Genomic DNA, 26,453 nt, shown 5'->3' on the forward strand with positions numbered 1-26,453 from the left:
CCCGGCGCCGTGTTCTTGGCGGTGGTGCCGCGACCATTGCCACGGTTGCGGGCTTCCCGATGATCAATCTCGGGGAATATCAGCTCAACGCCGCCTCGCCCAAAACCTACTCGAAGCGGGCGATCGATCTGGTGCGCAAGTCGCTGGTGATCGACATGCTTGCGCCGATCAAACTCGACTTTCGCCCCGACTATTTCGCGGCCCCGCTGAGCGAGAAGGACGCCGCCGAGTTCCGCGCCAGCGGCATCACCGGCTTCCACAACGCCGTCGGTGTCGGCGGCAAGGATGCCCGCGCGAGCGTGCTCGAGTGGATGAATGGCTGGCAGGGCTTTGTCGGCCGCAATTCGCACGTCTTCTCGCTGGTCGGCCTCGCCGGGGACCTCGATCGCGCCAAGCGGGAGGGCAAGTGCGCGGTGATCATGGGCCTGCAGAACTCGGACCATTTCGACACCGTCGCCGATGTGAAGGCCTTCTACCAGCTCGGCCAGCGCTGCTCGCAGCTCACCTATAACAGCCAGAACCGGCTGGGATCGGGCAGCACCGACCGGGTGGATGGCGGCATCAGCGACTATGGCGCGGCGATCATCAAGGCGATGAACGAGGTCGGCATGCTGGTCGACGTCTCGCACTCGGGCGACAAGACCACGCTCGATGCGATCGATATCTCGACCAAGCCGATCGCGATCACGCACAGCAATTGCCGCGCGCTCAACGACCATCCCCGGCTCAAGCGCGACGAGGCGATCCTGGCGCTGGGCAAGAAGCAGGGTGTGATGGGCATCACCGGCGTGCGCAACTTCGTCAGCGCCAAGGAGCCGACCACGATCGTCGAGATGGTCAATCACATCGATCATGTCGTGAAGCTGATCGGAGTCGATCATGTCGGCATCGGATCCGATGCCGATCTCAACGGCTATGACGACATGCCGGCCGATCAGTACAAGATGCTGAAGAGCGGCTACAAGGAAAGCTACGCCTTCCGCGACAAGCTGGACACCGACGGGTTCGACCAGCCGATGAAGATGTACGACCTGACCGAAGAGCTCATTCGCCGCAACTATTCGGACGCCAACATCACCGCCATTCTTGGCGGCAATTTCCGGCGCCTGCTGGGCGACACCTGGATCTGATCCCAAGCGGGGGAAGGCGATTCAGCCTTCCCCCAAAGGATGCGCGGTTCAGCGCTTCGCGGTCCCCGTGATCGCCTCACCCGGGAAGACCTTATCCACCAGCTTGCCATCGCGCACGACCGGCTGGCCGTTCACCAGCACATGGCGGATACCGACCGACGCCTGCATCGGCTTTTCGAAGGTCGCCACGTCGGCGACGGTGGCGGGGTCGAAGATGGTGATGTCCGCATCGGCACCGACCTTCACGCGCCCCTTCCGCGCCATCTGCGGCGAGACGGTCTCCAGCCGCTGAGCCGGCATCAGCGCCATCTTGCGCAGCGCGGCCATCAGCCCCAGCGTCTTGCGCTCGCGGACATAGCGGCCGAGCACCCGGCCATAGGTGCCGGCGCCGCGCGGATGTTCGCCCGACGTCACCCAGGGCATGCCGTCCGACGCGATCGAGATTTCGGGCTCGGCGATGATCGCGTCGACCACACCCTCCGGGATCATGTGCACCACGACCGCGGCATTGGGCTGCTCCCGGCGATAGCGTTCGAAGCTGTCCTTCGTCAGCCGCTCGCCGGTCGCCGGCCATTGCAGATCGCCGAAGCTGATGCCCGACCGCTCCTGCCAGCCGTCGCGGAAGAATTCGGACCCGATATGCGTGCTGCCCGCGGTGTAGGGATAGGCTTCGGAGGTGATATCCAGCCCGCGCTGGCGCGCGCGCTTCACCATGTCGATCAGGACCGGCGTATCGCGCAGGCCGGTCGAATGGAGGTGGACGATCTGGAGCGGGGCGCCGGTCACCGCCGCGTTGGCGATCACTTCCTGCGCCACCGCGATCGGCACCCCCGGCGCAGGATCGAGCGGGCGGCTGCGGACATGGACGAAGACAGGCGCGCGCGTCGCCGCCGCGGCCTTGAAAATATCGTAGATCTCGCTGCGGCCCGCACCCGGCGTGTACTCGATCCCAAGGCCATAACCGAGTGCGCCGGCCGCGACCTCGCGGTCGAGCGCCGCGACGATCGCGCGCTGCTGTTCGGGTGTCGCGGGCGCGGTATAGGCACGGCGGTCGCTCGAGCCGGCATCCGGGTTGATCGCGCCATGGCCTGAGCACGGCGCATTGGCGATCACCTCCCGCCGTGCACACTGGTGCGACGCGGTCGCGCCGAAATTGACCAGCGCCTTGCCCGACAGCGCGGCAAGGAAGGGCGCGATCGGCATGGCCCCGCCCTCCGCGTCGATCGCGGTCGTGACGCCGTCGAGGACCTGGTAATATTCGCCCTTGGGGTTCTGCCCATGGGCGTGGAGATCGACGAAGCCGGGTGCGACCACCAGGTTCGTCGCATCGATGGTGCGACGCCCCTTCAGCTTCGCGGTGGTGATGATCGCGATGCCGCGGCCGTTGATTCCGACATTGGCGACTTCGTCGCGCCCGCTTTCGGGGTCCATCACCCGGCCATTGGCGATCACGATGTCATAGGTCTGCGCGGTGGATTCGCCCCCGGTCTGTGCCCGCAGCGGATGCGCGACTCCGGTCGCGGCGAGCAGCATCGGCAGCATGGCAAGTCGAAGCTTCTGATTCGACATGGAAAAACCCCTCCTGAGGATCTGGCACGCAGGACGAAGAAACCTGCGGGCCGTGCCAGATGGCCCGACTATTTTCTCTGATTAGAACATTCACTGCATTGCCGGGCATTGCAAGGAGAGAATTGCTTATATCAACACACTGATATTGAATGAATTTTATTCGAATAGCGAAGAATTTGCAAATCCGAAAATATCTGATACGAAAATAGTGTCCCGATGCGGAGCGTAGAAGCCGCACGGGGTTTAGGGAGATCCGGATGATCAATGGACTCAGCGCACAGACGAAATCCCTGACGGGAACGGCGGTCGCTCTTTCGCTCCTGCTTGGCACGCCCGCGATGGCGCAGAGCACGCAGGCTGCAAAGGCGCCGGCCGCCAGGACCTCGATCGACCCGGCCCGCCTCGCCGGTCTCGGCGAATTCGTCGACGGCGTGATGGCCCAGCAGATCGCGACGCGCGAGATCGCGGGCGCGGTCGTCACCGTCGTCTCGAACGGCAAGACCCTGTTCTCGCGCGGCTATGGCTATGCCGATCTCGACCGCAATATCCCCGTGGACGGCAAGCGGACATTGTTCCGTCCGGGGTCGGTCTCCAAGCTGTTCACCTGGACGGCGCTGATGCAGCAGGTCGAGCTGGGCAGAGTGAAGCTCGACGATCCGATCGACAAATATCTCGACTTCGCCATCCCTGCGAATGGCCAGACCCGTCCGATCCTGATCCGGCACCTGCTCGATCACACACCGGGCTTCGAGGATCTGGGCGGGATCACCGCCGAGTCGGTTTCGGACCTGATCCCACTCGATACCTTCCTCAAGAATCCGAAGAATATTCCGACGCGCGTGCGCGAGCCGGGCGTCGAGACCTCCTATTCCAACTATGGCTCGGCGATCGCCGGCTATATCGTCCAGCGGGTCACGGGCGAGAAATTCGCCGACTATATCGACAAGCACATCTTCGGCCCGCTCGGCATGACGGGCGCGACCTTCCGTGAGCCGCTGACCGGCGAGCGCGCCGCGAACATGGCGACCGGTTACAAGCTGGTCGACGGCAAGCTCGTCGCCAAGCCGTTCGAGCTCTATTCGAACATCATGCCGGCAGGATCGGTCTCGGCGACCGGCCCGGACATGGCCCGCTTCATGCTCGCGCATCTCGGCGACGGGCAGCTGGGCAATGTCCGGATCCTGAAGCCGGAAACGATGCGCCTGATGCGCACCAGCCTGACCCGCAACGCGCCTTCACTCCAGCCGATGGCGCATGGCTATATGGTGCTGCGCGAACAGGGACCGCGGCTGATCGGACATGGCGGAAACACCACCGACTTCCATTCCTATATGGTGCTGGCGCCTGAGGCGAACTTCGCCTTCTTCGTCTCCACCACCGGCGGCCAGGGCAGCTATGGCGGCCGCACCGAGCTGATGAACGCGATCATCGGCCGCGTCTTCCCGACCGCGCCCGCGCCGCGCTGGACCGGCAAGGGCTCGCCCACCCTCGGCTCCTATCGCACCAACCGCCGCACCTATAGCGAGACGCCCAACCCGGCCAACGACATCAAGGTCACGGCCCAGGGGGAGCACGGCCTCGTCACCGAAGCCGGCGGCAGCAAGGCCTATTGGGAGCAGATCGGCCCCGAACTCTACGAACAGGTGACCGGCGCGCGGGTGGGTGGACCCTATGAACGGCTGCAATTCTACGGCCCTGCCGAGGACCGCAAATTGTCCTTCGGCTCGCAGCCGCACGTGCTCTTCCGGCTGGTGAAGCCGTGACTGCCCGCCGGTGGCGGCGAGCCACCGGCAAATTCGAAACCTGATCGGGTCGGGCTTTCGACCCGAAGCCCTGTGCCGGCCGGATGAGGCGGTGCCGGGCGCAAGGCTCACATGGCGCGTCCATTCGCGGCGCCACGCATAGAGGGAACCATCGCATGATTTCTCCCCGATTCCATCGTCATATCCGCTTCCGCAGCAGCGCCATTGCGCTCGGCGTCGCGCTTGCTTTCGCGGCCCCCGCGTTCGCGCAGGATGCGCCGGAAGAGCCGGAGCCCGCATCGTCCGAAGTCGTCATCACCGGCTCGCGCATCAGCACCGCCGGCTTCGAGGCAGCGACCCCGACGACCGTGATCGGCGCCGCCGAACTCCAGCAGGCCGGCCGCACCGACATCGCAGCCTCGCTTGCCGATCTCCCGCAGTTCCGCCAGACGCAAAGCGCGACCTCGACCAACACGCTGACCTCCTCCGGTCAGGCACCGGCCGATCTTCGCGGCCTGGGTGCGGCGCGCACGCTGGTTCTGATCAACAACCGCCGCAGCGTCAGCTCGGGCGACCTCCAGACCATCCCTTATTCGCTGGTGAAGCAGATCGACGTCGTTACCGGTGGTGCGTCGGCCGCCTATGGCTCGGGCGCCGTCGCCGGCGTCGTCAACATCCTGCTGGACGACAACAAGGAAGGCTTCGAGCTCGGCGCACAGACCGGCATTTCCTCGCGCGGCGATGCGCAAAAATACCTGCTTGAAGGGTCGGCCGGCATCAAGTTCGCCGATGGCCGCGGCCACTTCATGGTCGGTGCCGATTATCTGAAGGACAAGGGCATCACCCCCGGCAATGCGCGCCCGCGCATCGGCTCAGCCGGCTTCTTCCCGGACACGACGGGCAAGCTGGTCCCGACCGGCAATCTGCGCGAACTGACCCGCAGCGAAGGCGGTCTGATCCGCACCGGCGTTCTCGCCGGACAGACCTTCAACAGCGACGGCAGCCTGCGCCCCTTCCAGTTCGGCATCGTCCGCCCTGGCTCCGCCTCGACCATGATCGGCGGCGAGGGCTATAATATCGATCAATATCGTTCGCTGTCGGCACCGATCGAACGGACCAGCGTGTTCGCTCGCCTGAGCTATGATGTGACCGACACGCTGAAGGTCTGGGTCGATGGCAATTACAACAGGGTCTCCGACAGGCGCCTGTTCTTCCCCGATCTTGGCGTGACGCAGCTCACCTTCTCGACCACCAACCCCTATCTGACCGCAGCGCAGCGCTCGGCCTTTTCGGCCGCTGGCGAGACGAGCTTCACCATGGGCCGCGTGCTGACCGACATGTCGATGGTCGACTACGACTATAAGCGCGTGACCAAGCAGGGGTCGGTCGGCTTCGACGGCACCTTCGGCGGCGGCAAGTGGCGCTATGGCGCGTTCTTCACCCATGGCGAACAGGAGCAGGATCAGAGCCTGATCGGCCTGACCAAGAAGGCCGAGTTCGCCAAGGCGATCAACGCGGTGTCGAGCGGCGGATCGATCGTCTGCGCGGTGAATGCGGACGCGGACCCCACGAACAACGACGCGGCCTGCCGGCCGCTCAACCTGTTCGGTTCGGGCCGGGCCGACCCGGCGGCCATCGCCTATGCGACCGGCACCTGGAATTCGGTGACGACCACCTGGCTCGACCATGCCGGCGCCAGCATCAGCGGCGAGCCCTTCACCCTCTGGGGTCTTCCGGTCTCGGTCGCCGCGGGCGTCGAATATCGCGAGGAGTCGTTCCGGACGCTCTACGATGCGACCTCGCTGGCCAACAACTTCAACACCATCAACGGCGTGAACATCCAGAAGACCGGCAACAGCGTGAAGGAGGGCTTTGCCGAAGTCGACATCCCGCTGCTCGCCAACCTGCCAATGGTGCAGAAACTGAGCTTCAACGGTGCGGTCCGCGTGTCGGACTACAGCACCAGCGGCGCGATCTGGTCGTGGAAGCTGGGCGGGATCTGGGAGATCATCGACGGGCTGAAGATCCGCACGACCCGCTCGCGCGATATCCGCGCGCCGTCGCTGACCGAATTGTTCAGCCAGCGTTCGACCCTGTTCACCAATATCGCGGATTCGGGACGCCCCAACAGCCCGCTGACCAACATCACTTTGTTCACCGGCGGCAATCCCGACCTTCGCCCGGAAATCGCCGACACGTTCACGATCGGCGGCGTCGTCCGCCCGGCATTCTTCCCGGGCTTCGACCTCTCGGTCGACTATTACAACATCAAGATCGACGACGTGATCACCACGCTGACCGCCCAGCAGATCGTCAATGGCTGCTATTCCCAGAACAACCAGGGCGCGTGCAGCCAGATCGTTCGCGATGGCAGCGGCGTGATGACGTCGATCAACGCGGCCTATATCAACGTCGCAAGCTTCAAGAACACGGGCATCGATATCGAGGCTTCCTATCGCACCAAGCTGGACGGCATCGGCCTCGACGGCCAGCTTAAGGTTCGCGCGATCGCCAACTATGTCGATCAGATGGTCGTCAACAATGGCGTGGTCGCCATCGACGGTGCCGGTTATCTCGGCTCCCAGGCCGGCTATCTCGTGCCCAAATGGCGCGGGTCGCTGACCATGAACTATGAGAGCCAGGGCATGGGCGCCGATCTGCGCACGCGCTATGTCGGAAGCGGCGGCTTCGCGCCGGTCGCGGTGCTCGCCAATCAGGACGCGCGGATCGACAGCCACGTCTATGTCGACCTTGGCCTGCGCGCCTATATCCGCACCAGCGACAAGCACCGCCTGACGGTTTTCGGCAGCGTCCAGAACCTGTTCGATCGTCAGCCGACGCTCGGGGCGGTCAGTTCGCCCTATCTCGACATCATCGGCCGCCACTTCACTTTCGGCGTCCGCGCGAACTTCTGAAGAATATTCCGTCCGGGGCCGGCCAATGTGGGGCCGGCTCCCTTCGGGTGGACCCGGATTCGACTGTCGAGCGACCGCGAGCGGGGATCGGTTCTTCACCCCTGAGACGGCAGCTTTCGGGATCATCCGTAGCTCGGCTGAACCGGTAGCTCGGCTGAACCGCGCTGGAGCGGCGCTAGAATTCGAAGGGTTCGACCACCCGCCGCTCAGCGACCAGAAAGGCATCGGCGACGAGCTGGATCGGCTGCAGATCGACATCCGACTCGCCACGGCGGATCAGGTCAGCGAACGCGCGATAGAGCCGCGAATATTCGCGATCCGGACCGCTCAGCGGCTGCCGGCCCGGCAGATCGAGCCTGCCGCCACCCTCGGTCAGGCGCAGCAATCCGGCATCGGTCTCGACCTCGATATGCCAAGTCTGCTCGCCGGTCTGGAGAAAGTCGAACTTCGCATCGACCTCGGCTGAACCGGTGCGGAAGGTCACCGATGCGGCGACCGGGCAGGCACGGTTGGCCGGCACGTCCATCGCCGCGGCAAGCACCGTCAGCGGCTGCGGCAGGATGCGGGTCGCGATCGACAGCGCGTTGATCCCCGGATCGAACACGCCGAAACCGCCGGCGGCAAGGATCCAGTCCTGCCCCGGGTGCCATTGGCGGATATCCTCCATCCAGCGGATCCGCACCGCATCGATCCTGCGCCCGGCAAGCCAGTCACGCGCGGCATCGACCTCGCCCGCCTCACGCGAATGCCAGGTGGCGAACAGGGTGACCCCAGCCGCACGCGCCGCGCGTTCAAGTGCGCACGCCTCCGAAACGGTGGCCGCAGGGGGCTTTTCGAGCATGACGTGCTTGCCCGCGGCGATCGCAGTCATTGCCTGTTCGAACCGCCCTTCCGGCGGCGTGCAGAGCGAGATCGCCTCGATTTCCGGGCGTGCCGCGACCAGCTCGGCGATCGAGCCATGTCCTTCGACGCCATCGACCCGGCCATGACGGCTCGCCGTCGCCGCCAGCTCGAAATCGTCCGATGCCGCGATTGCGGGGAGATGCTGGTCGCGCGCGATCTTGCCGATCCCGGCCAGTCCCAGCTTGATCCTGTCCACGCCCACTCCCTCTGTCTGCTATGCCGGTTTCTTGCCGGTTTCCGCTTCGTCGATCAGCTCCAGCACGTCGCCGATCAGCGCGCGCATCGCGGCGCGCGCGGCCTCGGGATCGCGGTCGCGGATCGCATCGCGCACCGCGGCATGATCGGCGACGCTCGCGCTCCGGCCCTTGATCCGGTTGGTGAACCGGATCGAGGTACGCAGCGCGGTCGACACCACATCGCGGAACTGCGCATAGAACGGGTTTCCCGATCCCCGCAGGATCGCGACATGAAAGGCGATGTCCGCCTCAAGCGTATCATCGTGCCCGTTCTCGGCGGCTTCCATCCGGTCGAGGCCTTCGCTGATCCGTTCAAGATCGGCTTCGGTGGCGAAGCGTGCCGCGAGCGCGGCGGCCTCCGGTTCGATCGCGACGCGCAGCTGGTTGAACTGTTTCAGCAGCTCGACCGAGAATTGCCGCTCGAGCAGCCAGTGCAGCACATCGGTATCGAACAAGTTCCAGGTCGATGTCGGCCGCACGACCGTGCCCTGACGCGGGCGAGCGCTGAGCAACCCCTTGGCGGTGAGCATCTTCACTGCTTCGCGCGTCACCGAGCGGCTGACACCGTGCTGCCTGGCAAGCTCTGCCTCGGTCGGGAAGGGCTCATTCTCGTACCGGCCGGTGACGATCGCGCGGCCCAGATTGTCGAGCAGACCATAGGTCAGGTTGCGGCCCAGTTCGGGCCGCCCCTCATCGCGCGCCTGCGCTGACAACTCGAACGCCAAAAAGACCGCCTCCCCATTTCCGTTTCCGAACCAACGGCGGCGCCACGTTAGGGGCAGTGCTGGACAAGGTCAATTTATCAGATAAATGTGGATTAGCGCAGGGACCGGACCGCGCATCACGGAGGGGACGCGCGATGACAAGCCTGTCGCACATCGATCTGATCGTCGTGATCGCCTACGCCATCGGCATCTTCGGCCTCGCCCAATGGGTGAGCCGCGAGAAGGCGGGGCACGCCAAGGACACGTCCGACTATTTCCTGGCCTCCAAGTCGCTTCCCTGGTGGGCGATCGGCGCATCGCTGATCGCAGCGAACATCTCGGCAGAGCAGATCGTCGGCATGTCGGGATCGGGCTATGCGCTGGGCCTGGCCATCGCATCCTATGAGTGGATGGCGGCGCTGACCCTGCTGATCGTCGGCAAGTTCTTCCTGCCGATCTTCCTCAGGAACGAAATCTACACCATGCCCCAGTTTCTGGAGCAAAGGTTCGGGCCGGTGATCCGCACCGTGATGGCGGTGTTCTGGCTGGCGCTCTATATCTTCGTCAACCTGACCTCGATCCTGTGGCTGGGGTCGATCGCGGTGACGGAGGTCGCGGGGATCAATCAGGACGTAGCGCTGTTCGGCCTCGGCGCGTTCGCGCTGGTCTACCAGCTGCGCGGCGGACTCAAGGCGGTGGCACTGACCGACATCGTTCAGGTCACGCTGCTGGTGCTCGGCGGCCTCGTCATTTCCTATCTGACGCTGAGCAAGATCGGCGGCGATACGGGCGTGCTCGGCGGCTTCACGCGCCTGACCACCGAACTGCCCGAGAAATTCGACATGATCCTCGCGCCCGACAATCCCTTCTACAAGGATCTGCCGGGCCTCAGCGTGCTGATTGGCGGGATGTGGATCGCCAACCTCAGCTATTGGGGGTTCAACCAGTATATCATCCAGCGCGCACTCGCCGCGAAGAACCTGTCCGAAGCGCAGAAAGGCGTGGTGTTCGCCGCCTTCCTCAAGCTGCTGATGCCGGTGATCATCGTGCTGCCGGGAATCGCCGCGGTGATCCTCGCGCCCGATCTCGCCAAGCCCGACCAGGCCTATCCGACGATGATGGGGCTGCTGCCGGTCGGCCTGCTCGGCCTCGTCTTCGCGGCGCTGGTGGCCGCGATCATCGCCTCCACCGCATCCAAGATCAACTCGATCGCGACCATCTTCACCCTCGATCTCTACGCCAAGATGAAGGGGATCGAGAGCCGCGCCACCAGCGCGGGCGCAGGTACCGAAACCGCCGACAGCGAGAAGCAGCTGGTGCTGGTCGGCCGCATCGCGGCAGTGGTCGCGACCTTGCTCGCGATCCTCACCGCGCGCCCGCTGCTCGGCAGTCTCGACCAGGCATTCCAGTATATCCAGGAATTCTCAGGCTTCGTGACGCCCGGAATCACGGTCATCTTCCTGCTCGGCCTGTTCTGGCCGCGCGCGACCGAGGCGGGCGCGCTGACGGGGGCGGTCGCGTCGGTCGTGCTGAGCTTCCTCTTCTGGTTCCCCGCCGACTGGGGTGGCATCGCCGCCCTCAATGCCGTGCCGTTCATGAACCGGATGGGAATCGTGTTTCTCGTCAGCCTCGCAATGGCGGTTATCGTCTCACTGGCCCGCCCGGCAAGCGCCGGCAGCAACAGGATCACGATGCAGGGCGTGTCGTTCGGTACCCGAACGAGCTTCAACATCGCCGCTGTGGTGATCATCGCGATCCTGATCGCACTCTACGCGACATGGTGGTGACGCAGCCGTTCCTCGCGGTCGACTGGGGCACCACCAACCGCCGGGTCTATCGCATCGAGGATGGCGCAGTGGTGCACACCGGGCACGATGACCGCGGCGTCACGGCCGTCGAGGATTTCGCGGGGGAAGTCGCAGCGATCCGCGACCGGTTCGGCGACTTGCCGACGCTGCTCGCAGGCATGGTCGGATCGAATATCGGCTGGCGGCTGGCGCCTTACGTCCCTGCCCCCGCCGGCGTCGCCGAACTGGCTGCAAACCTGCTGCGGATCGATGACCGCACCGCGATCATCCCCGGCGTTTCCACGCTGGCGGGAGGCCGCCCCGACGTAATGCGCGGTGAGGAGGTACAGCTACTCGGTGCGGTGGCGGCAGAACTGGCACCCGGCGATGCGCTGCTCGTCCAGCCGGGCACGCATTGCAAATGGGCACGGATGCAGGGCGGCCGGATCGCCGGTTTCACCACGGCGATGACCGGCGAGTTGTTCGCATTGCTGCGCACCCACGGCCTGCTCGCGGCGCAGCTACAGGGTCAGGTGACGGTCGACGCCGCGTTCCGCGAGGGCGTCGAGGACGCCAGGCGCCGCGACCTTGCCGCATCGCTGTTCGGCATCCGCGCGGCAAAGATGCTGGGCACACGCGACGATGCGGATGCCGCAGCCTATGCCAGCGGCCTGCTGATCGGCAGCGACGTCGCGGCGCGGCTCGGCGAAGCGCGCGATCCGAAACTGTTCATCCTGTCCGGCCCCGAACTCGGTAATCTCTATGTCGCCGCGATCGAAGCGCATGGCCGCGCGGCCAGGCTGATCGACAGTCAAGCGGCCTTCGCCGCCGGCATCCTTGCAATCGGAAACGCAATCGCATGAACCATCTCGCCGCCTTCGACGCCGCCTTCGCCCGATGCCCGCTGATCGCGATCCTGCGCGGCGTGAAGCCGGACGAGATCGAGGCGATCGGCGAAGCGCTCACCGACGCCGGCTTCACGCTGATCGAGGTGCCGCTCAATTCGCCCGACCCGCTCGAGAGCATCGGACGGCTGGCGAGGCGGCTGGGCAATCGCGCGCTGGTGGGCGCAGGTACGGTTCTGCGCGAGGTAGACGTCGCCGCCGTCGCGGATATTGGCGGCACGCTGATCGTCTCGCCCAACGCCAATCCGCAGGTGATCGCCGCCACTGCCCGCCGTGGGCTGATCTCGCTGCCCGGCGTCGCTACCCCGACCGAAGCCTTCGCCGCGCTCGATGCAGGCGCTACCGCGCTCAAGCTGTTTCCGGCCGAGGCCGCATCACCCGCGGTGCTCAAGGCGATGCGGGCGGTGCTGCCGTCGGCCACCCGCGTGCTGCCCGTGGGGGGCATCACTCCGGACACGATGCAGCCATGGCGCGATGCCGGCGCCTCCGGGTTCGGCCTGGGCTCCGCGCTCTACAAGCCGGGCTTCAGCGCCACAGAGGTGCGCGCGCGTGCCGCGGCGTTCATTCGAGCGCTGGCCTGAATTTCAACGCGTCCAGAGCAGAGGCTGGCGAACCGGGAAGTTGCGGATCACCTCGCCGATGGCAGGATCGGGGTTGAGGCCGCTCCAGACGCGTAGCCAGTCGGGACGGTCAAGCGCGCGGGCGCCGAACAGCAGCGCCGGGTGCCGAACCGGAAAGCCGTCGAAATATTCGATGTCCTTTGCGAACGGCCATTTCGACTTGTCCGCGATGTACGGCGACATGAAGGCAATCGCCTGTCCGATCGAACGCCCGTCGGCGGTGCGCCAGCCGATCAGTTCGCCCTTCCCCTCCGACAGCAGCCAGGCCGATGCCGCGAGCACGTCGAGGTTGAACAGGCAATAGGCATAGGGCTTGGTGCGCGCGAGTTCGAGCGGCTGGCGGCCGTCGGGCGCGATCTGGCCAGGGATGATCACGGTCTTCAGCCGATCGCGGGCGAAATCCAGCACATCGGAGCGGCCCGCGGCGGCGGCGAACGCCGCGGCCTGCAGCAGCCAGCAGGTGCCGTGATTGTTCTTCTCGTCGCGCTCTTCGGTGCCGAAGGGCGATGTGGTGAGCCAGTCGACATATCGCGCAAACCAGCCCTCCACGCCCTTGCGGATCGCGGCATAGCCCGGCGCGTTGCGGCGGGCGAACAGACTGGCGACGCGCGCGACCTCGACGATCTGGAGCGTATCGATCACCCCGATCGCGCGGCCGGTGTTGACGCCGATGATCGCCTGCGCGTGCTGGAGATCGGGGTTCATCGCACTTGCCGGGTCGACGAACCACGCACGCAGATGCCGGATCGCAGCGGCGGCATAGCGCGCTTCGCCGGTCAGTTCCCACGCCGCAGCGAGCATCGGCACGATCCGGCCGAAGCGGATCAGCGCGTCGCGATGGCCGTCGAACTTGTCGGGGTTGGAGCGGCCGTCGCGACGGATGTACGGCCCGCCGGGCTTCGCCGGATCGGGCCACCAATAATCACCTTCGGAATAATAGTCCTGCCGCCCCGCCGGGCTGCGCGGTGCCGGAATCGCGGCGATGGTCCGCGGCGGCTCTGCGAGCATCGCACGCGCCTGTGGAATGACGCGGCGACGCTCGATGGTGCGAAGATCGAATGCGGACGCGCGGCCCGCTGCGGGAAAGGCGAGCAGCGGCACGGCGGCCAGCAGCGTGCGGCGCGCGATCAAGGCGTCGCCATATGGTAGCGCAGCACCATGTCCCCGCCCGCAGCGCGCGGATAGGCGCCCGGCCCCCAGGCCGCGTCCGCCCGCGTCAGCAGATCGTCGAGTCCCTCCGCCGGCCACTTCATCTCCTTGTAGGGCCAATCCGTCTGCCGCCCGCGATAGGCAGCCACATAAGCCGTCGCCTTGCGCAGCGATCGTCCCTGTACCTCTGCACCATAGAGATCGGTGCCGAGGCAAGCCGCACTGTCGGCAACATGATAGGCGGCATCGAGTGTATAGATCGAATAGTGGAAGCTTCGCGTCCGGGTCAGTTCGTGCGGAAGCGCGCCCGACGGGTCGACCTGCTTCTCGATCCGCGCCTTGGCGAAGGCGGTCACGGTGCGCCGCGCAACATCGTCGCGGCGGGCGAACAGCGCGAAGCGCGTGATCTGGGCGTCGTACCAGATGCCGTGATTGTTGCGCGCCGCGGCTTCGGCCTTGCCGTTGGGGCTGGTCCGCATCCAATCGACATAGCGCGAGAACCAGGTTTCGAGCGCCTTGATCTCGTCCGCCGAGAGCGCGCCCGATGGCCCGATCAGCCCGACCGCATCGATCACCTCGATAAAGCCGCTGGTGTCGAGCACGCCTTCCGCCCGGCCATTCTCGCGGCCCGGCACCGCCTGGGCATAGTTCATGTTGGGGTTCATGCCCGTCGCCGGGTCGAGGAACCAGGCGCGGATCAGCGCCGCCGCCTTGTCGGCATATTTGCGCTCGCCGCTGTAATAATAAGCGAGCCCAAGCGCGTCAGTATCGCTCACCAGCCGGCCGAGCGCGCTGCGGTCGAAGCGGTTGGTCTCACGTTCCGGATTCACCTGCCCGTCACGGCGGACATAGGGAGCCTTGGGGTTGGCCGGATCTGGCCACCAATAAGGTGCGAGGCTCACATAGTCGCGACGGTCGCCCGACAGCGGAATCGTGCGCTTGTCGAGCACCGACCCCGGCTTGCGGGCAAGCGCCTGATCGGCGCGGACGAGCAGCGCGCGATAGGCCTGCGCGACGGCAGGGTCATTCGCCAGCGAAGCCTTGATCGCCTCAAGCTCGAGCGGGCGCAGCGTGAAGGTGCGGCGTCCCCCGAAATCGGCGGCATATCCGTCGCTTGCACGGCAGACCGCGGCCTGCGCGCTGGAAGAAAAAGCCGCCGCCGTGGATGGGGCACCCACGGCGGCGGTGACGGCAAGGACCGAGAGAGGGATGGTCCGGCCTAGTTGCATCACAGGCGCACCCGGAAGCCGAAGAAATACTGGGTACCGCTGCTGGAGACTTCGGCGATGCTGTCGAAACCGCCCTTGTACATGATGTCCGGCGTGCCGGTGACGTTGAGCGCCTGCAGCTTGAGCTGGACGTTCTTCGTCAGGTCATATTGCGCCGAGAGGTTCAGGTATGTGCCGTCGCGGATTTCGCGGTTGGTGCCACCGTTCGGCTTGTAATAGTCCGAACGGTAGCGGAGGTTCGCGCGCAGCGAGAGGCCCCATTTCTCGAACCACACCGATCCGCTCGCAGTCCATTTGGACAGGCCGATCAGGTTCGCCGGGCTGACATAGGCGGCGATCGGCGAGGTATCGGGAAACTCGAAATTGGCGAAGGCGCGGTTGACCGAGCCCTGGAAGCCGAAGCCGTCGAGCGGATCGGGCAGCCAGGTCAGCACATGGCTGAACGTCGCCTCCACGCCGTAGAGGTGTCGTGTATCGAGGTCGTTGGCAGGACCGACCGGATTGATGGTGAAGGTCTGGGTCGTCGGCGTACCGCCATCGCGGATCGTGGTGACGGTGATATCGGTCGGCCGCGGCTCGGAACGGCCGATCACCGCGCCGGTGACCCATTTGTAATAGCCCGCCACCGACAGCATCGTGTCCTTCGAGGCATAGAGTTCGATACTGGCATCGGCGTTCCATGAACGCAGCGGCTTGAGGTCCGGGTTGCCGGTGGTGGCGTTGAAGACGATGTTGTTGATGCCGCTTGCCGACGTCGTCGGCGTCAGGCTGATGCCGGCGCCGAAGCTCTCGATCCCCGAACGTGCGATCGCGCGATACGCGGCGAACCGCAGCTTGAGCTGCTGCGACAGATCGAACGCGATGTTCGCACTGGGCAGGAAGTAGTTGTAGCTGCCGCCGGCATTGAGCACCGAAAGCGGCTGGGTCGGGTCGACCGCAATCTCATAGGTGTCGTTGCCGGAGTTGATCGTCAGACGATAGCCCTGGCGATAGCCGATCGAGGTGATGTCGGTCTTGACCCAACGCAGGCCGATATTGCCGCTGAACGGAACCGATCCTTCATCCGAACGGAAATTGGCCATCGCATAGGCGGCCCAGATCTTCTCGCGCACGTCGATGTCGCTGGGATCGCGCCCGTCGCCGGGATAGGGCAGCGCATCGTCGCTGCCGGTGAAGGTCCGGAACAGGCAGTCATTGTCGAACGTCGCCCAGCGGGTGACGTTGGTGCCCATTCCCTGCATGTACGAGCTGGTGGTGAACGGCACGCGGCACTGTTGATTGGCCTGGGTGATCAGCGCGGTGACCTGCGCCGTCGTGCCCGGAATGGTGTTGAGATCCGTGTTGCGCGCATTGTCGTTGGTGCGGTGATGGTCCGAATAGCGGCCACCGAACTTCACCGAGTTGATGAACCCGTCGAACTCGCGGGTGATATCGAGCTTGCCGGCCCAGATCACGTCCTCACGATCGGTGACGAAGCGGTTGCGCGCATAGACCGCAGTGTTGCCCACGGCGAGGAAGTTGGCGTGGTTGGTGATGTCGAAGCTGCCGAAATCGACGGTCGGCACGACATCGTCGCCATGATAGGTCAGCGTATAGGGAACGCGCGTGGTCGAGCGCATGCGCGTCTGCTTCTGCGTCTCGGTGCGGTGGCTGCGCGAATAGGAACCGTCGAACGCGATGTTCCAGCGTTCGGGCGACCAGATCAGGTTGATGCCGCCGCCCAGATATTCCTCGTTGCGCTGGCGCTTCTCCAGCTGGTTCTCAAGGTTCGAATTGCCGCGATAGCTCATCAGCGCGCCGCGCGAATAACCGTTGCTGCCATTGCCGATCACCAGCGGCTGGATGCCGCGAAGCCCTTCGGTGATCTGCAGGACGTTGCGGTCCTCCAGGCTGGCGCGGTTCGAATATTGCCCGTCCAGCGCAATCTCGAAATCGGGGTGCGGCCGCCACTGGATCGCGCCGATGATGCCGTCGCGCACTTCGGAGGTCTTCTGCGTGCGGAAGCTACGCGAGCTGTTGGCGAAATAGACGTCACCGCGCGTCTCGCCGACGAGCACCGGGGTCGCCCCTGTGCTGGGCGCAACCGATCGCGGCCCGGTCGCTACGGTACAGTTCGCGCCGGCACCCGCGGCAACCAGCGCTGCCGCCGAACCGGTGACCAGCGACGGGTTGTTCGCGATGGTGTTGCACGCCTGGAAGGTCGCGTTGGCGTTGTAATAATCCTCGGGCGTCGTCGTGTCCTGACGCTGATAGCCGATCGAGATGCCGATATCGCCAAGGCCGGTCTTGAAGGTGTCGGTGTAGGAAAGATTGGCGCGATAACCGAGGCCGCTGTGCTGGTAGACGTCGTCGTCCTTGGGCTGGAAATCGCCGCGGACCTCGAACTGGATGCGCTGCTTGCCATAGTCCAGCGGCTTCATCGAGCGCAGCTCGATCACGCCGCCGACGCCGCCCTCGAGGAAATCGGCGCGCTGCGACTTGTAGACCAGCACGCCGTTGACCAGTTCCGACGGGAATTGCTGGAAGGCGACCGAGCGGTCTGGGCCGGCGGTCGAGACTTCGCGCCCGTTGAAGGTCGAGAAGCTGAGCGTCGGGCCAAGTCCGCGCACCGACAATTCGTTGGCATTGCCCTTGAACCGGTCGGCCGAGACGCCGACGATCCGCTCGAGCGTGTCACCGACGCTGTTGTCGGGCGTCGCGCCGATCTCGTCGCTGACCAGGCCGTCCACGACCACATCGGCATTGCGCTTGAACTCGATCGAGGTGCGCTGCGTCGCGCGCGCGCCGGTGACAAGGATCTCCTGCTCCGCCGAAACCTGAGGCTCGGTCGCAGGCGCATCCTGCGCAAGCGCGGGAACCGCCATCAGCGCTGCCGACGCAAGCAGCGTACCGCGAACCATCGATCGAGACTTCATTCCAATCCTCCCCTGAGCGCCCCGGCTTGATACCGGTGTCATAGGAATGTGTCCTACAACTTTGCTCAGGGGAGTCAACAATGAGATTCGTCAGTTGTAAGACAACTCCCATGTTAGCGCTATGACACCCGCTTTCGCCGCCGGAGCGGATTGCGCACAACCCACCAGGGTAGCGAACGCGCCGGTCGGTGCGCGATATTCGGGCCTTTCGGGTTTTCCGGCCGAGCAGCTGCCATAGCCGGTCGTCGCAAAGCCGCGCACTTCGCCATTGCCGAAGCCGACCTTGCCGGCGCGCACCACCGGCGCTCCGGAGAAGCTGGCGAATTCGAGATCGATCGCCGCCGCGCGCGCACCGGGGGCAAGGCGCAGCCGGTCGCTGCGGGTGATGCGGCCGGGTGCGAAGGTGTAGTGCGTCTCGATGCTCGCGCGCTGATCGGCCCGGGCGTCATTGTCCCCCATCCGGTCGAGCGCCTCCTGCCGCCAGCGCACCTCCGTTACCGCGCCGCGCCGGGTGACGCGCACATCCTTGAAGAAGGCGAGCGGCATCAGCACCGCGCCGTCCGCCAGCGTGATGCGCGGGACGAGATGCGGATAGGTCGCGTCGGCCGAACCCGAAAGCATGCCGGGCGAGAAGGGCACGGGGAAATAGGGGTTATGCATATGCTGCCCCTCCGCCCCGTTGATGACGGGGAGGCCGATCAGCCTGCCGCGATCGCGCACCGTGACCAGCGCGCGATCATAGTCACCGCGCGCAAACCAGGTGACGGCCGAACGCGGCAGCGTCTCCAGCCACTTCGCATAGCCGGGATCGGGGGTCTGACCGGCATAGCCGAGCCGGTTCCAGATCGCGTTGGTGTAGATATGCTGGCGCGCGAGGCTCAGATTCTCGCCGAAGATGCGGTGGATGCCGCGATAGGCATCGGTACGCCGCCCCTGCCCCCACATATCGACCGACCCGGTCGCGGGGTTCACCCAGAAATCCATGTAGCGCGCGCTGATCCGGCTGGAAAAGGCATAGGCCATCCGCTCTTCCTGCGGGGTCAGCACCTTGAGCAACGCTGCAGCGGTCAGCACCTCGACAAAGGCGGTCTCGCCATAGGCGCCGATGCTGCGGCCATATTCGAAGCCTTCGCCGGTCAGGTTGAAGCGCGGCAGCAGCAGATCGACCGACTTGCGCAGCCAGCCCTTGACCTCGGCGCTCGGCGTCATCCCGGTTTCGATCAGCCGGTGTGCGATCTCGCCGATCAGCAGCACCGAGTAGCGGTCGAACCGGCCCTTGCCCTCGGTCTCGTCGGCGAAGCCATATTCGCCTGAATATTTGCGATAGTGATCCAGCGTGCGCGCCAGCAGCTGGTCACCGCCCGACGCATCTTCCCAGCCCATCAGATGCCGCAGGCGCGCGATCGAGAAGGCGACGCCGTAATAGTTGTTGGGCAGATCGATCAGCGTGAGATCGGGACGCACGAAGCGGCGCCAGTCGAGCTGCTGCTTGAGCTTTGCGAGCGTCGCCGGGCGAACGGCACGGTCGAGCAGCCCGCGTTCGTTGAGATCGTGCAGCGCCGAGACGTAATAATAGATGCCCCAGCTGTCGTTGGGATCGGTCAGCGTCAGATCGGCGATGTCGGCGAAGTCGCTGAGCCGCTGGTTCAACCGCGGATCATTCGGGTCGAGCGCAGTGATGCGAGAGACCATCGCCGCGGCGATCTTGCCGGGCAGGAACTTGTCACCGCTCTCGAACACCGCCACCCCGCCAAGCTTCATGCCGCGCTTCTCGCGCAGCAGTTGCTCGAGCAGCGCCTCGACCTGCGGCATCAGCCGAGAGCGGACGGTGCGGTCCATCGGCGCGACATCGGCGGCATAGACCGGCCCGTGGGGCTTAGCTGCCCAGCGATCGGCAGGTGCCGCGTTGGCGGTGAGCAGTGCGGCAAGTACGGGTACGCAAACCAGCTTGTTCATCAGCGCTTCGCCTTGCGGGCCAGGTCGTACATCGCGGTGCCGGCGAGGATGAAGGCACCCGAGCCGTAGAATTGCGTCTCCTTCGCCGAGACGCTGTCGGGCCGGTCGCCGACCTGCTGCACCCAGCCGAGCATGCCGTCGGGCTGCACCGCGCGGGTGATCGCCCCCCAGCCCTTGATCGCTGCGGGCTGATAGGCACCGCGGTCGAGCAGCCCGGCGTCGATCCCCCAGGCAAAGGCATAGGTGAAGAATGCCGTGCCGCTCGTTTCAGGCGGCGTGCCGGGATCATTGTCGAGCAACGAGGCCGGCCAGTAGCCGTCCGCCTTCTGCAGCGTCAGCAGCCGTGCCGACATGTCGCGGAACAGCTTCTCATAATAAGGCCGCTTGGGGTCCTTACGGTCCATCACCTGCAGCATGCGGACCAGCCCGCCCATCACCCAGCCATTGCCGCGGCTCCAGAATTGCTTGCGCCCCTTGGCGTCGCGCACGTCGAAGAAGCGGCTGTCGCGGAAATAGAGCTTCTCCCCCGCGTCGTAGAGATAGTCGGTGGTCGCCTTGAACTCTTCATGCGCGAACTCGGCATAGCGCTTGTCACCGGTGATCTTCGTCAGCTGAAGCAGGGTCGGCGGCGCCATGAACAGCGCATCGCACCAGCACCAGCGATCGGTGCAGTCCGACGAGTTGCGTCCCGGCGCGACGGGCACGAATTCGAGGCTGCCGGTCGGGCGCTTGGCCAGGACATTGTCGAAATAGGCGATTGCCGGTGCGATCGCCGGCTTGCCCGCGCCATTGCGCGCCGCCCAGATCCACGCCTGTGCAATGAGCTGATCGTCGGCGTGGAAGGGCTTGTCGCCAAGCTTCCAGCCCAGCTCCCGGCCAAGATCGAGCAGCGGCTTGCCATATTTCCGGTCACGCTGCGCAAGGTCCGTCAGCGTGATCCAGAATGCCGCCTGCTGCCAGTCGCGCGGATTGCGCACGCTGGGCCGGGCCGCAGGCATCGTCGCCCAGTTGGTACGGTTGGCAAGCTGCCAGTCGGCGACCCGCCGCGTTTCGGCAAGGATCGCCGCGGGCTGCGGCATCGCCGGCTGCGTCTCGACAAGAGCGGCGGGCGCGGCGCCGAGGGCAAGCAGGATCAGGGACATGTCGGCTCCTTTGCGGGGGAGAGGGCAGCGGCGGCGAGCGTCAGGCGCGCGCGGCCGCTGGAGGAAAGGACGAGCGGCGCGGTGACGCTTTCGAGGCCGGCACCGGGCAGGCAGGCGAGCGGGATGGCAAGCGTCTGCCACCCCTTGCCCGCCAGCGCGGCGAGGCGCGCCGCGATATCGAGCCGGGCGGTACCGCCCGCACTGCGGAATTCGAGCATGACCGGCGCGGCGGGCGCTTCATCGACACGCAGGTCGAACGTCAGCGACAACGGGCCGGACCTTGAGAGGTCCACGGCGCGCGGGCCGACGATCTGCACCGTCCCGCGCGAACGCCCGGACCAGGCGATCTCGCGCGCATCTTCCTGCGCGTCGCGATCGACCGGACGCACCGCGATCGCGCCATTGTCGGCGGCACCGGTGATCGTCTGCGCACTGTCGTTCGCCCCGTCGATCTGGAGCAGCCAGGTCCCGGCGGCGCGGCCGCGCGCGAACAGCGGACCCGCAGCGGGCCGGTCGAGGATGATGCCGGGGTCTTCGGAAAGCGCGGCAGCGGCGCCACGATCCTTGAGCGTCAGACCATAGCCATAGCGATAGAGCGGCTTGTATCCCGCATCCCCGACGTTGAGCGGCGCGCCCTTCGCATCGGCCGGCCAGGAGAAGGGCAGCTTGCCGGTGAAGTCCGTCTTGCCGAACAGGACATCGGCTACCCCGCCGCCCTCCGACCCCGGCAGCCACGCCGCGACGAACGCGTCGGCGGCGTTGAGATGGCGATTGACCCAGAGCGGGCGGCCCGAAAGGAACACCGCGACCACGGGCACGCCCGCTGCCCTGAGCCGCTGCATCGTCGCGAGGCTGCCCGCGCGGTCGTCGAAATAAAGGTCGGCCCGGTCGCCCTGGAACTCGGCATAGGGATCCTCCCCGAACACGACGATCGCCGCGTCGGGCTTCGCCGTGAAGCGCCCCTCGACCGACAATTCGGCGCTGCCGCCCGCCGCCTGCGCCGCTTCGCGCACTCCGGCGAAGATCGAGGTAGCGCCCGGGAAATGCTCCGGCTTCGTCCCTGTCCCTTGCCAGGTCAGCGTCCACCCGCCCGACTGCTTGCCGATATTGTCGGCACCGTCGCCGGCGACGAGAATGCGCGCCGACGGCTTCAGCGGCAGCACGCCGTTGTTCCTGAGCAGAACCAGCGATTCGCGCACCGCCTGCCGCGCGATCGCACGATGCGCAGGCGCGCCGAGCAATTCGTAACGCCCCGCATAGGCACGCGATGAGGGCTTGCCTGCCTCGAACAGCCCGGCGCGCAGCTTGACGCGCAGGATACGGCGAACCGCATCGTCGAGCCGTGCCATCGGCAGCCTGCCCGACTTCGCCGCATCGAGGGTCGAGGCGTAGAGGCCCTTCCAGCTCGCCGGTCCCATGAACATGTCGAGGCCAGCGGCGATCGATGTCGGGCAATCCGTGGGAACGCAGCCGGGAACCCTGGCATGCCCGTCCCAGTCGCCGACAACAAAGCCGTCAAAGCCCCAGCGCTGCTTGAGCACGCCGGTGAGCAGGCTGCGGTTGCCGTGCATCTTCGCGCCGTTCCAGCCCGAGAAGCTCGCCATCACGCTCTGCACGCCGGCGTCGAGCGCGGCGACATAGCCGGGGGCATGGAGACGGATCAGGTCCTCCTCGGCTATCTGCGCGTCGCCCCGGTCCCGGCCATTGAGCGTGCCGCCATCGGCGATGAAATGCTTGGCAGTGGCGACGATATGCGGCCCGCGCAGCCAGTCGCTGTCACCGCGGCGCCCCTGCAATCCGTGGACGAAGGCGGTCGCGTAATCGCGCACCACCGCTGGATCCTCGGCAAAGCTCTCATAGGTACGGCCCCAGCGATCGTCGCGCGCAACCGCAATCGTGGGGGCGAAGGTCCAGTCGAGCCCGGTGACGCGCATCTCGATCGCGGTCGCCTGCCCGATCTTCTCCATCAGCGCCGGGTTCCGCGCGGCGCCGAGCCCGATATTGTGCGGAAACAGCGTCGCACCGACGATGTTGTTATGGCCATGGACGGCATCCGACCCCCACATCACCGGAATGCGCGGCAGTGTGCCGTCGGGGCGCACCGATGCCGCGTAATAGGCATCGGCCGCCGCGACCCATGCCGATGCCGGACCGAACTCGTCGCCGCCGGGCGACGAACTGCCGCCATTGAGCACCGAACCGAGATGGTATTTCGCGACATCCTCGGGCGAGGTGCTGGCGATATCGCCCTGGATGATCTGCCCGACCTTCTGTTCGAGCGACATGGCGGCGAGGATCGTGTCGATGCGCGATTCGATCGCGGTATCGGGCGCAGGTTGCGGGGCGACTGCGGGCCAGTGCGCGGGGTTCGCTTCCTGCGCATGAAGCGCCGGCGCCGCGCCGATCAGCGCGGCGATACACGCCATGGTGGGAAACCCGGCCCTTTTCATGCCCCTCTCCTCAGGATATGCCGGGCATTGCTCCCTGACACCGGTGACATCCCTCTTTCCTTTTGTTCCGAGTGTCAATAAGGTTGTCACACAACTCGCCGCGAGCATAGCGGTTTGGCCGAAGGGGATGGAATGCCGAAGATCGTGTCTGCCCGGGTGGTCGTGACCTGTCCCGGGCGCAACTTCGTGACGCTGAAGATCGAATGCGACGACGGCACCACGGGCGTCGGCGACGCGACGCTCAACGGGCGCGAGCTGGCGGTTGCGGCCTATCTCTCCGAGCATGTCGCCCCCTGTCTGATCGGCCGCGACGCGCACCGGATCGAGGATATCTGGCAGTATCTCTACAAGGGTGCCTACTGGCGCCGCGGTCCGGTGACGATGACCGCGATCGCAGCGGTCGATATGGCGCTGTGGGATATCAAGGGCAAGCTGGCGGGGCTGCCGGTCTACCAGCTGCTCGGTGGTGCGAGCCGCGAGGGGTGCATGGTCTATGGCCATGCCAACGGCACCACGATCGAGGATACGATCAGGGCCGCGCTCGACTATCAGCTGCAGGGATACAAGGCGATCCGCCTACAGTGCGGCGTGCCCGGCATGGCATCGACCTATGGCGTGTCGAAGGACAAATATTTCTACGAGCCGGCCGACGCCGCGCTGCCGAGCGAGAATGTCTGGTCGACCTCCAAATACCTCCGCGTCGTCCCCGAGCTGTTCAAGGCCGCGCGCGAGGCGCTGGGGTGGGACGTGCATCTGCTGCACGACATCCACCACCGGCTGACCCCGATCGAGGCCGCGCGGCTGGGCAAGGATCTGGAGCCCTACCGCCCCTTCTGGATCGAGGACGCGACCCCTGCCGAGGATCAGGAATCGTTCCGGCTGATCCGCCAGCACACCACTACCCCGATTGCGGTGGGCGAGATCTTCAGCTCGATCTGGGACTGCAAGGGCCTGATCGAGAACCGGCTGATCGACTATATCCGCGCGACCGTGCTGCATGCGGGCGGGATCACGCATCTGCGCCAGATCGCAGCGCTCGCCGACCTGCATCAGGTACGCACCGGCTGCCATGGCGCGACCGACCTGTCGCCGGTGACGATGGCGGCGGCGCTGCACCTGGGTCTCGCCATCCCCAATTTCGGCATCCAGGAATATATGCGCCATACGCCGGAGACCGACGCGGTCTTCCCCCACGCCTACAGCTTCGCCGACGGCATGCTGCACCCGGGCGATGCGCCCGGCCTGGGCGTGGAGATCGACGAAAGCCTTGCCGCGACCTTCCCTTATGACCGCGCCTACCTCCCCGTGAACCGGCTCGAGGACGGGACCATGTGGAGCTGGTGATGCGCGGCACGGCCATTCTCCTGGCGCTCGCCGCCACGACCGCACTGGCGCAGGACCACAAGCCGATGCAACCCGCCACCGAGGCCGAGAAACGGGTGCGCGCGGCGGCAGTCATCGCCGACTATCGCTATGGCGACCTGCTGTTCGAGAATGACCGGATCGCCTTCCGCATCTACAGCCGCGCGCTGGAGAAGGCCGAGCCGCCTTCGTCCTCGGGCATCGACGTGTGGGGCAAGCGCGTCCGCTGGCCCTATATGGACCGGCAGCTGCGCACCGGCGATCAGCATGCCGATCATGGTGAGGGGCTGGACTTCTACAATGTCGGGACCGGCCGCGGCGTCGGCGGCCTCGGCATCTGGCATGACGACAAATTATGGACGTCGCGCAACTATATCCGGCCACGCATCGAATATACCGGACCGCAAGTGGCGGACTTCACGGTCGACTACCAGGCCTGGCCGGTCGATATCGCGCGGAACGTGTCGGAAACCCGAAACTTCAGGCTGGAGGCGGGCACCAATTTCCTGCGCATGACCTCGACGCTCAAATCGAATCAGCCGGGCGAGCTGATCGTCGGGATCGGCATTTCGAAACGCCCGATCGCCGGCGCGCCGCTGGGCAAGATCGTCAAGGACGAGGCGCGCGCCCGGATGAGCTGGTGGGGACCGACCGATCCCGCCAAGGGGACGATGGCGGCCGCGATCATGGTCGATCCGCGCACCTTCGCCGGCTTTGCCGAAGACGCCGACAACTATCTGATCCTCGTCCGCGCCAAGCCGGGAGAAGCATTCGTCTATCATGCCGGCGCAGCATGGGACCGTGGACTGGACTTTACGACGCGCGAGGCCTGGCAGGCCTATGTCGATGGCCAGCAGCCCAGCTTCCGGCCGTAGCACGCCCCCTAGCCAACGCAGCGAGCGTGATGGTAACGCTCGCATCATGGCTACCAAAGCAGCATCGTTGGCCGACGATCTGGTCCAGCGCTTCGAACAGCAGATTGAGCGGGGCGAGATGTCCCCGGGGTCGCGTTTCCCGACCGAGAAGACGATCACCGAAACCTTCGGGGTCAGCCGCACGGTGGTGCGCGAGGCCTATTCGCGGCTCGCGGCGCGCGGGCTGTTGATCTCGCGGCGCGGATCGGGCGCCTATGTCGCGGAAGGCGCGCAGTATCGCGCCTTTCAGGTGACGCCCGACGAGGTCAGCGAGATCGACGATGTGCTTCGCCTGCTCGAGATGCGCATGGGGTTCGAGATGGAGATGGCGGCGCTCGCGGCCGAGCGGCGCACCGACGCCGACCTCGCCGAGATCCGCAAGGCGCTGGCGACGATGGATTCGAGCACCGATGTCGATGAATCGGTCGCTGCGGATGCGGCTTTCCATGCGGCGATCGCGCGCGCGACGGGCAACGATTATTTCCTCCGCTTCACCCAGTTCCTCGGCGTACGGCTGGTGCCGTCGCGCAGGCTGTACCTGCAGGGCAGCGACCCGAAGAAGCACCAGCGCTACGCGCGGACGATCAACCGCGACCATGATGCGATCTATGCCGCGATCGAGGCGGGCGATGCCAATGCCGCCCGCCGCGCCGCACGCCAGCACATGGTAAAATCGGTCAAGCGCTACGAGAATCTCAAGGCCACCGGCAAGGCGGTCTAGTCCGGGTCGGTTTCGTTGGCGGGCCGCGCGGTTCCTTCAGCGGCGGGCGCATTGAGGGCGGTGTGGAGTGCGTCGCGGTCGAGGGCATTGTCCCAGCGGGCGAC

18 protein-coding genes are annotated in these 26,453 nt (G+C 65.8%); 9 read left to right on the top strand and 9 right to left on the bottom strand.

Going from position 1 to position 26,453, the window contains the following annotated elements; translation table 11 throughout:
• The first annotated feature begins 59 nt into the window (after positions 1 to 59).
• Positions 60 to 1,130, top strand: coding sequence for a dipeptidase (locus AC07TU_RS20505; RefSeq protein WP_495189793.1), 1,071 nt, complete (start codon positions 60 to 62; stop codon positions 1,128 to 1,130).
• 48 nt (positions 1,131 to 1,178) lie between these two features.
• Here AC07TU_RS20505 and AC07TU_RS20510 read toward each other — a convergent pair whose 3' ends face one another.
• On the bottom strand, positions 1,179 to 2,699 hold the full coding sequence (locus AC07TU_RS20510; RefSeq protein WP_495189794.1) for an amidohydrolase family protein: 1,521 nt from the start codon (positions 2,697 to 2,699) through the stop codon (positions 1,179 to 1,181).
• 257 nt (positions 2,700 to 2,956) lie between these two features.
• Between AC07TU_RS20510 and AC07TU_RS20515 the strand changes: the two genes are divergently transcribed.
• Positions 2,957 to 4,462 carry a serine hydrolase domain-containing protein gene (locus tag AC07TU_RS20515; RefSeq protein WP_495189795.1) on the top strand — a complete coding sequence of 502 codons (1,506 nt, stop codon included), beginning with the start codon at positions 2,957 to 2,959 and terminating at the stop codon, positions 4,460 to 4,462.
• A 155-nt stretch (positions 4,463 to 4,617) separates the two neighbouring features.
• On the top strand, positions 4,618 to 7,356 hold the full coding sequence (locus AC07TU_RS20520) for a TonB-dependent receptor plug domain-containing protein (RefSeq protein ID WP_495189796.1): 2,739 nt from the start codon (positions 4,618 to 4,620) through the stop codon (positions 7,354 to 7,356).
• Between the two features lie 175 nt (positions 7,357 to 7,531).
• Here the strand turns inward: AC07TU_RS20520 and AC07TU_RS20525 are convergent, their stop codons facing one another.
• Both AC07TU_RS20525 and AC07TU_RS20530 read right to left on the bottom strand, forming a co-directional pair.
• Positions 7,532 to 8,455 carry a Gfo/Idh/MocA family protein gene (locus tag AC07TU_RS20525; RefSeq protein WP_495189797.1) on the bottom strand — a complete coding sequence of 308 codons (924 nt, stop codon included), beginning with the start codon at positions 8,453 to 8,455 and terminating at the stop codon, positions 7,532 to 7,534.
• A gap of 18 nt (positions 8,456 to 8,473) precedes the next feature.
• Complete coding sequence (locus tag AC07TU_RS20530; protein WP_495189798.1) at positions 8,474 to 9,220, bottom strand: FadR/GntR family transcriptional regulator; 747 nt, start codon at positions 9,218 to 9,220, stop codon at positions 8,474 to 8,476.
• Positions 9,221 to 9,354: 134 nt separating this feature from the next.
• On the opposite strand from AC07TU_RS20530, the gene AC07TU_RS20535 reads away from it, so the two are divergent.
• Genes AC07TU_RS20535 through AC07TU_RS20545 form a run of 3 tightly spaced genes read left to right on the top strand, consistent with a single transcriptional unit; the run spans position 9,355 to position 12,472 of the window.
• On the top strand, positions 9,355 to 10,986 hold the full coding sequence (locus AC07TU_RS20535; RefSeq protein WP_495189799.1) for a sodium/sugar symporter: 1,632 nt from the start codon (positions 9,355 to 9,357) through the stop codon (positions 10,984 to 10,986).
• The gene (locus AC07TU_RS20540) at positions 10,977 to 11,849 is read left to right on the top strand and encodes a 2-dehydro-3-deoxygalactonokinase (protein ID WP_495189800.1); all 873 of its coding nucleotides are present in this window, start codon (positions 10,977 to 10,979) and stop codon (positions 11,847 to 11,849) included. The genes AC07TU_RS20535 and AC07TU_RS20540 overlap by 10 nt, the downstream gene beginning before the upstream one ends.
• On the top strand, positions 11,846 to 12,472 hold the full coding sequence (locus AC07TU_RS20545) for a 2-dehydro-3-deoxy-6-phosphogalactonate aldolase (RefSeq protein ID WP_495189801.1): 627 nt from the start codon (positions 11,846 to 11,848) through the stop codon (positions 12,470 to 12,472). Before AC07TU_RS20540 ends, AC07TU_RS20545 begins: the two co-directional genes overlap by 4 nt.
• 3 nt (positions 12,473 to 12,475) lie before the next feature.
• Here AC07TU_RS20545 and AC07TU_RS20550 read toward each other — a convergent pair whose 3' ends face one another.
• From AC07TU_RS20550 to AC07TU_RS20575, 6 genes are all read right to left on the bottom strand, one after another.
• Positions 12,476 to 13,642: an alginate lyase family protein gene (locus AC07TU_RS20550; RefSeq protein WP_495189802.1), complete on the bottom strand. Its 1,167-nt coding sequence runs from the start codon at positions 13,640 to 13,642 to the stop codon at positions 12,476 to 12,478.
• The gene (locus tag AC07TU_RS20555; RefSeq protein ID WP_495189803.1) at positions 13,639 to 14,889 is read right to left on the bottom strand and encodes an alginate lyase family protein; all 1,251 of its coding nucleotides are present in this window, start codon (positions 14,887 to 14,889) and stop codon (positions 13,639 to 13,641) included. The genes AC07TU_RS20550 and AC07TU_RS20555 overlap by 4 nt, the downstream gene beginning before the upstream one ends.
• Positions 14,889 to 17,804, bottom strand: coding sequence for a TonB-dependent receptor (locus AC07TU_RS20560; RefSeq protein ID WP_495189804.1), 2,916 nt, complete (start codon positions 17,802 to 17,804; stop codon positions 14,889 to 14,891). The genes AC07TU_RS20555 and AC07TU_RS20560 overlap by 1 nt, the downstream gene beginning before the upstream one ends.
• Before the next feature lie 90 nt (positions 17,805 to 17,894).
• Positions 17,895 to 19,760: a hypothetical protein gene (locus tag AC07TU_RS20565; protein WP_495189805.1), complete on the bottom strand. Its 1,866-nt coding sequence runs from the start codon at positions 19,758 to 19,760 to the stop codon at positions 17,895 to 17,897.
• Positions 19,760 to 20,902 (bottom strand): glycoside hydrolase family 88/105 protein, encoded by a 1,143-nt coding sequence (locus AC07TU_RS20570; RefSeq protein WP_495189806.1) that lies wholly within the window; start codon positions 20,900 to 20,902, stop codon positions 19,760 to 19,762. Before AC07TU_RS20570 ends, AC07TU_RS20565 begins: the two co-directional genes overlap by 1 nt.
• A complete protein-coding gene (locus AC07TU_RS20575) occupies positions 20,893 to 23,352 on the bottom strand; it encodes a glycoside hydrolase family 3 protein (protein ID WP_495189807.1) in 2,460 nt (819 codons plus the stop codon). Before AC07TU_RS20575 ends, AC07TU_RS20570 begins: the two co-directional genes overlap by 10 nt.
• A gap of 132 nt (positions 23,353 to 23,484) precedes the next feature.
• On the opposite strand from AC07TU_RS20575, the gene manD reads away from it, so the two are divergent.
• From manD to AC07TU_RS20590, 3 genes are read left to right on the top strand one after another with little or no spacing between them, the layout of a single operon-like run.
• Positions 23,485 to 24,696, top strand: a complete 1,212-nt coding sequence (gene manD / locus AC07TU_RS20580) for a D-mannonate dehydratase ManD (protein ID WP_495189808.1) — start codon at positions 23,485 to 23,487, stop codon at positions 24,694 to 24,696.
• A complete protein-coding gene (locus tag AC07TU_RS20585; RefSeq protein ID WP_495189809.1) occupies positions 24,696 to 25,589 on the top strand; it encodes a DUF4861 family protein in 894 nt (297 codons plus the stop codon). The genes manD and AC07TU_RS20585 overlap by 1 nt, the downstream gene beginning before the upstream one ends.
• Before the next feature lie 46 nt (positions 25,590 to 25,635).
• Complete coding sequence (locus AC07TU_RS20590) at positions 25,636 to 26,349, top strand: FadR/GntR family transcriptional regulator (protein ID WP_495189810.1); 714 nt, start codon at positions 25,636 to 25,638, stop codon at positions 26,347 to 26,349.
• Positions 26,350 to 26,453: the final 104 nt, after the last annotated feature.

The sequence above is a fragment of the Sphingomonas sp. GW821-FHT03E12 genome (genome assembly GCF_059420685.1).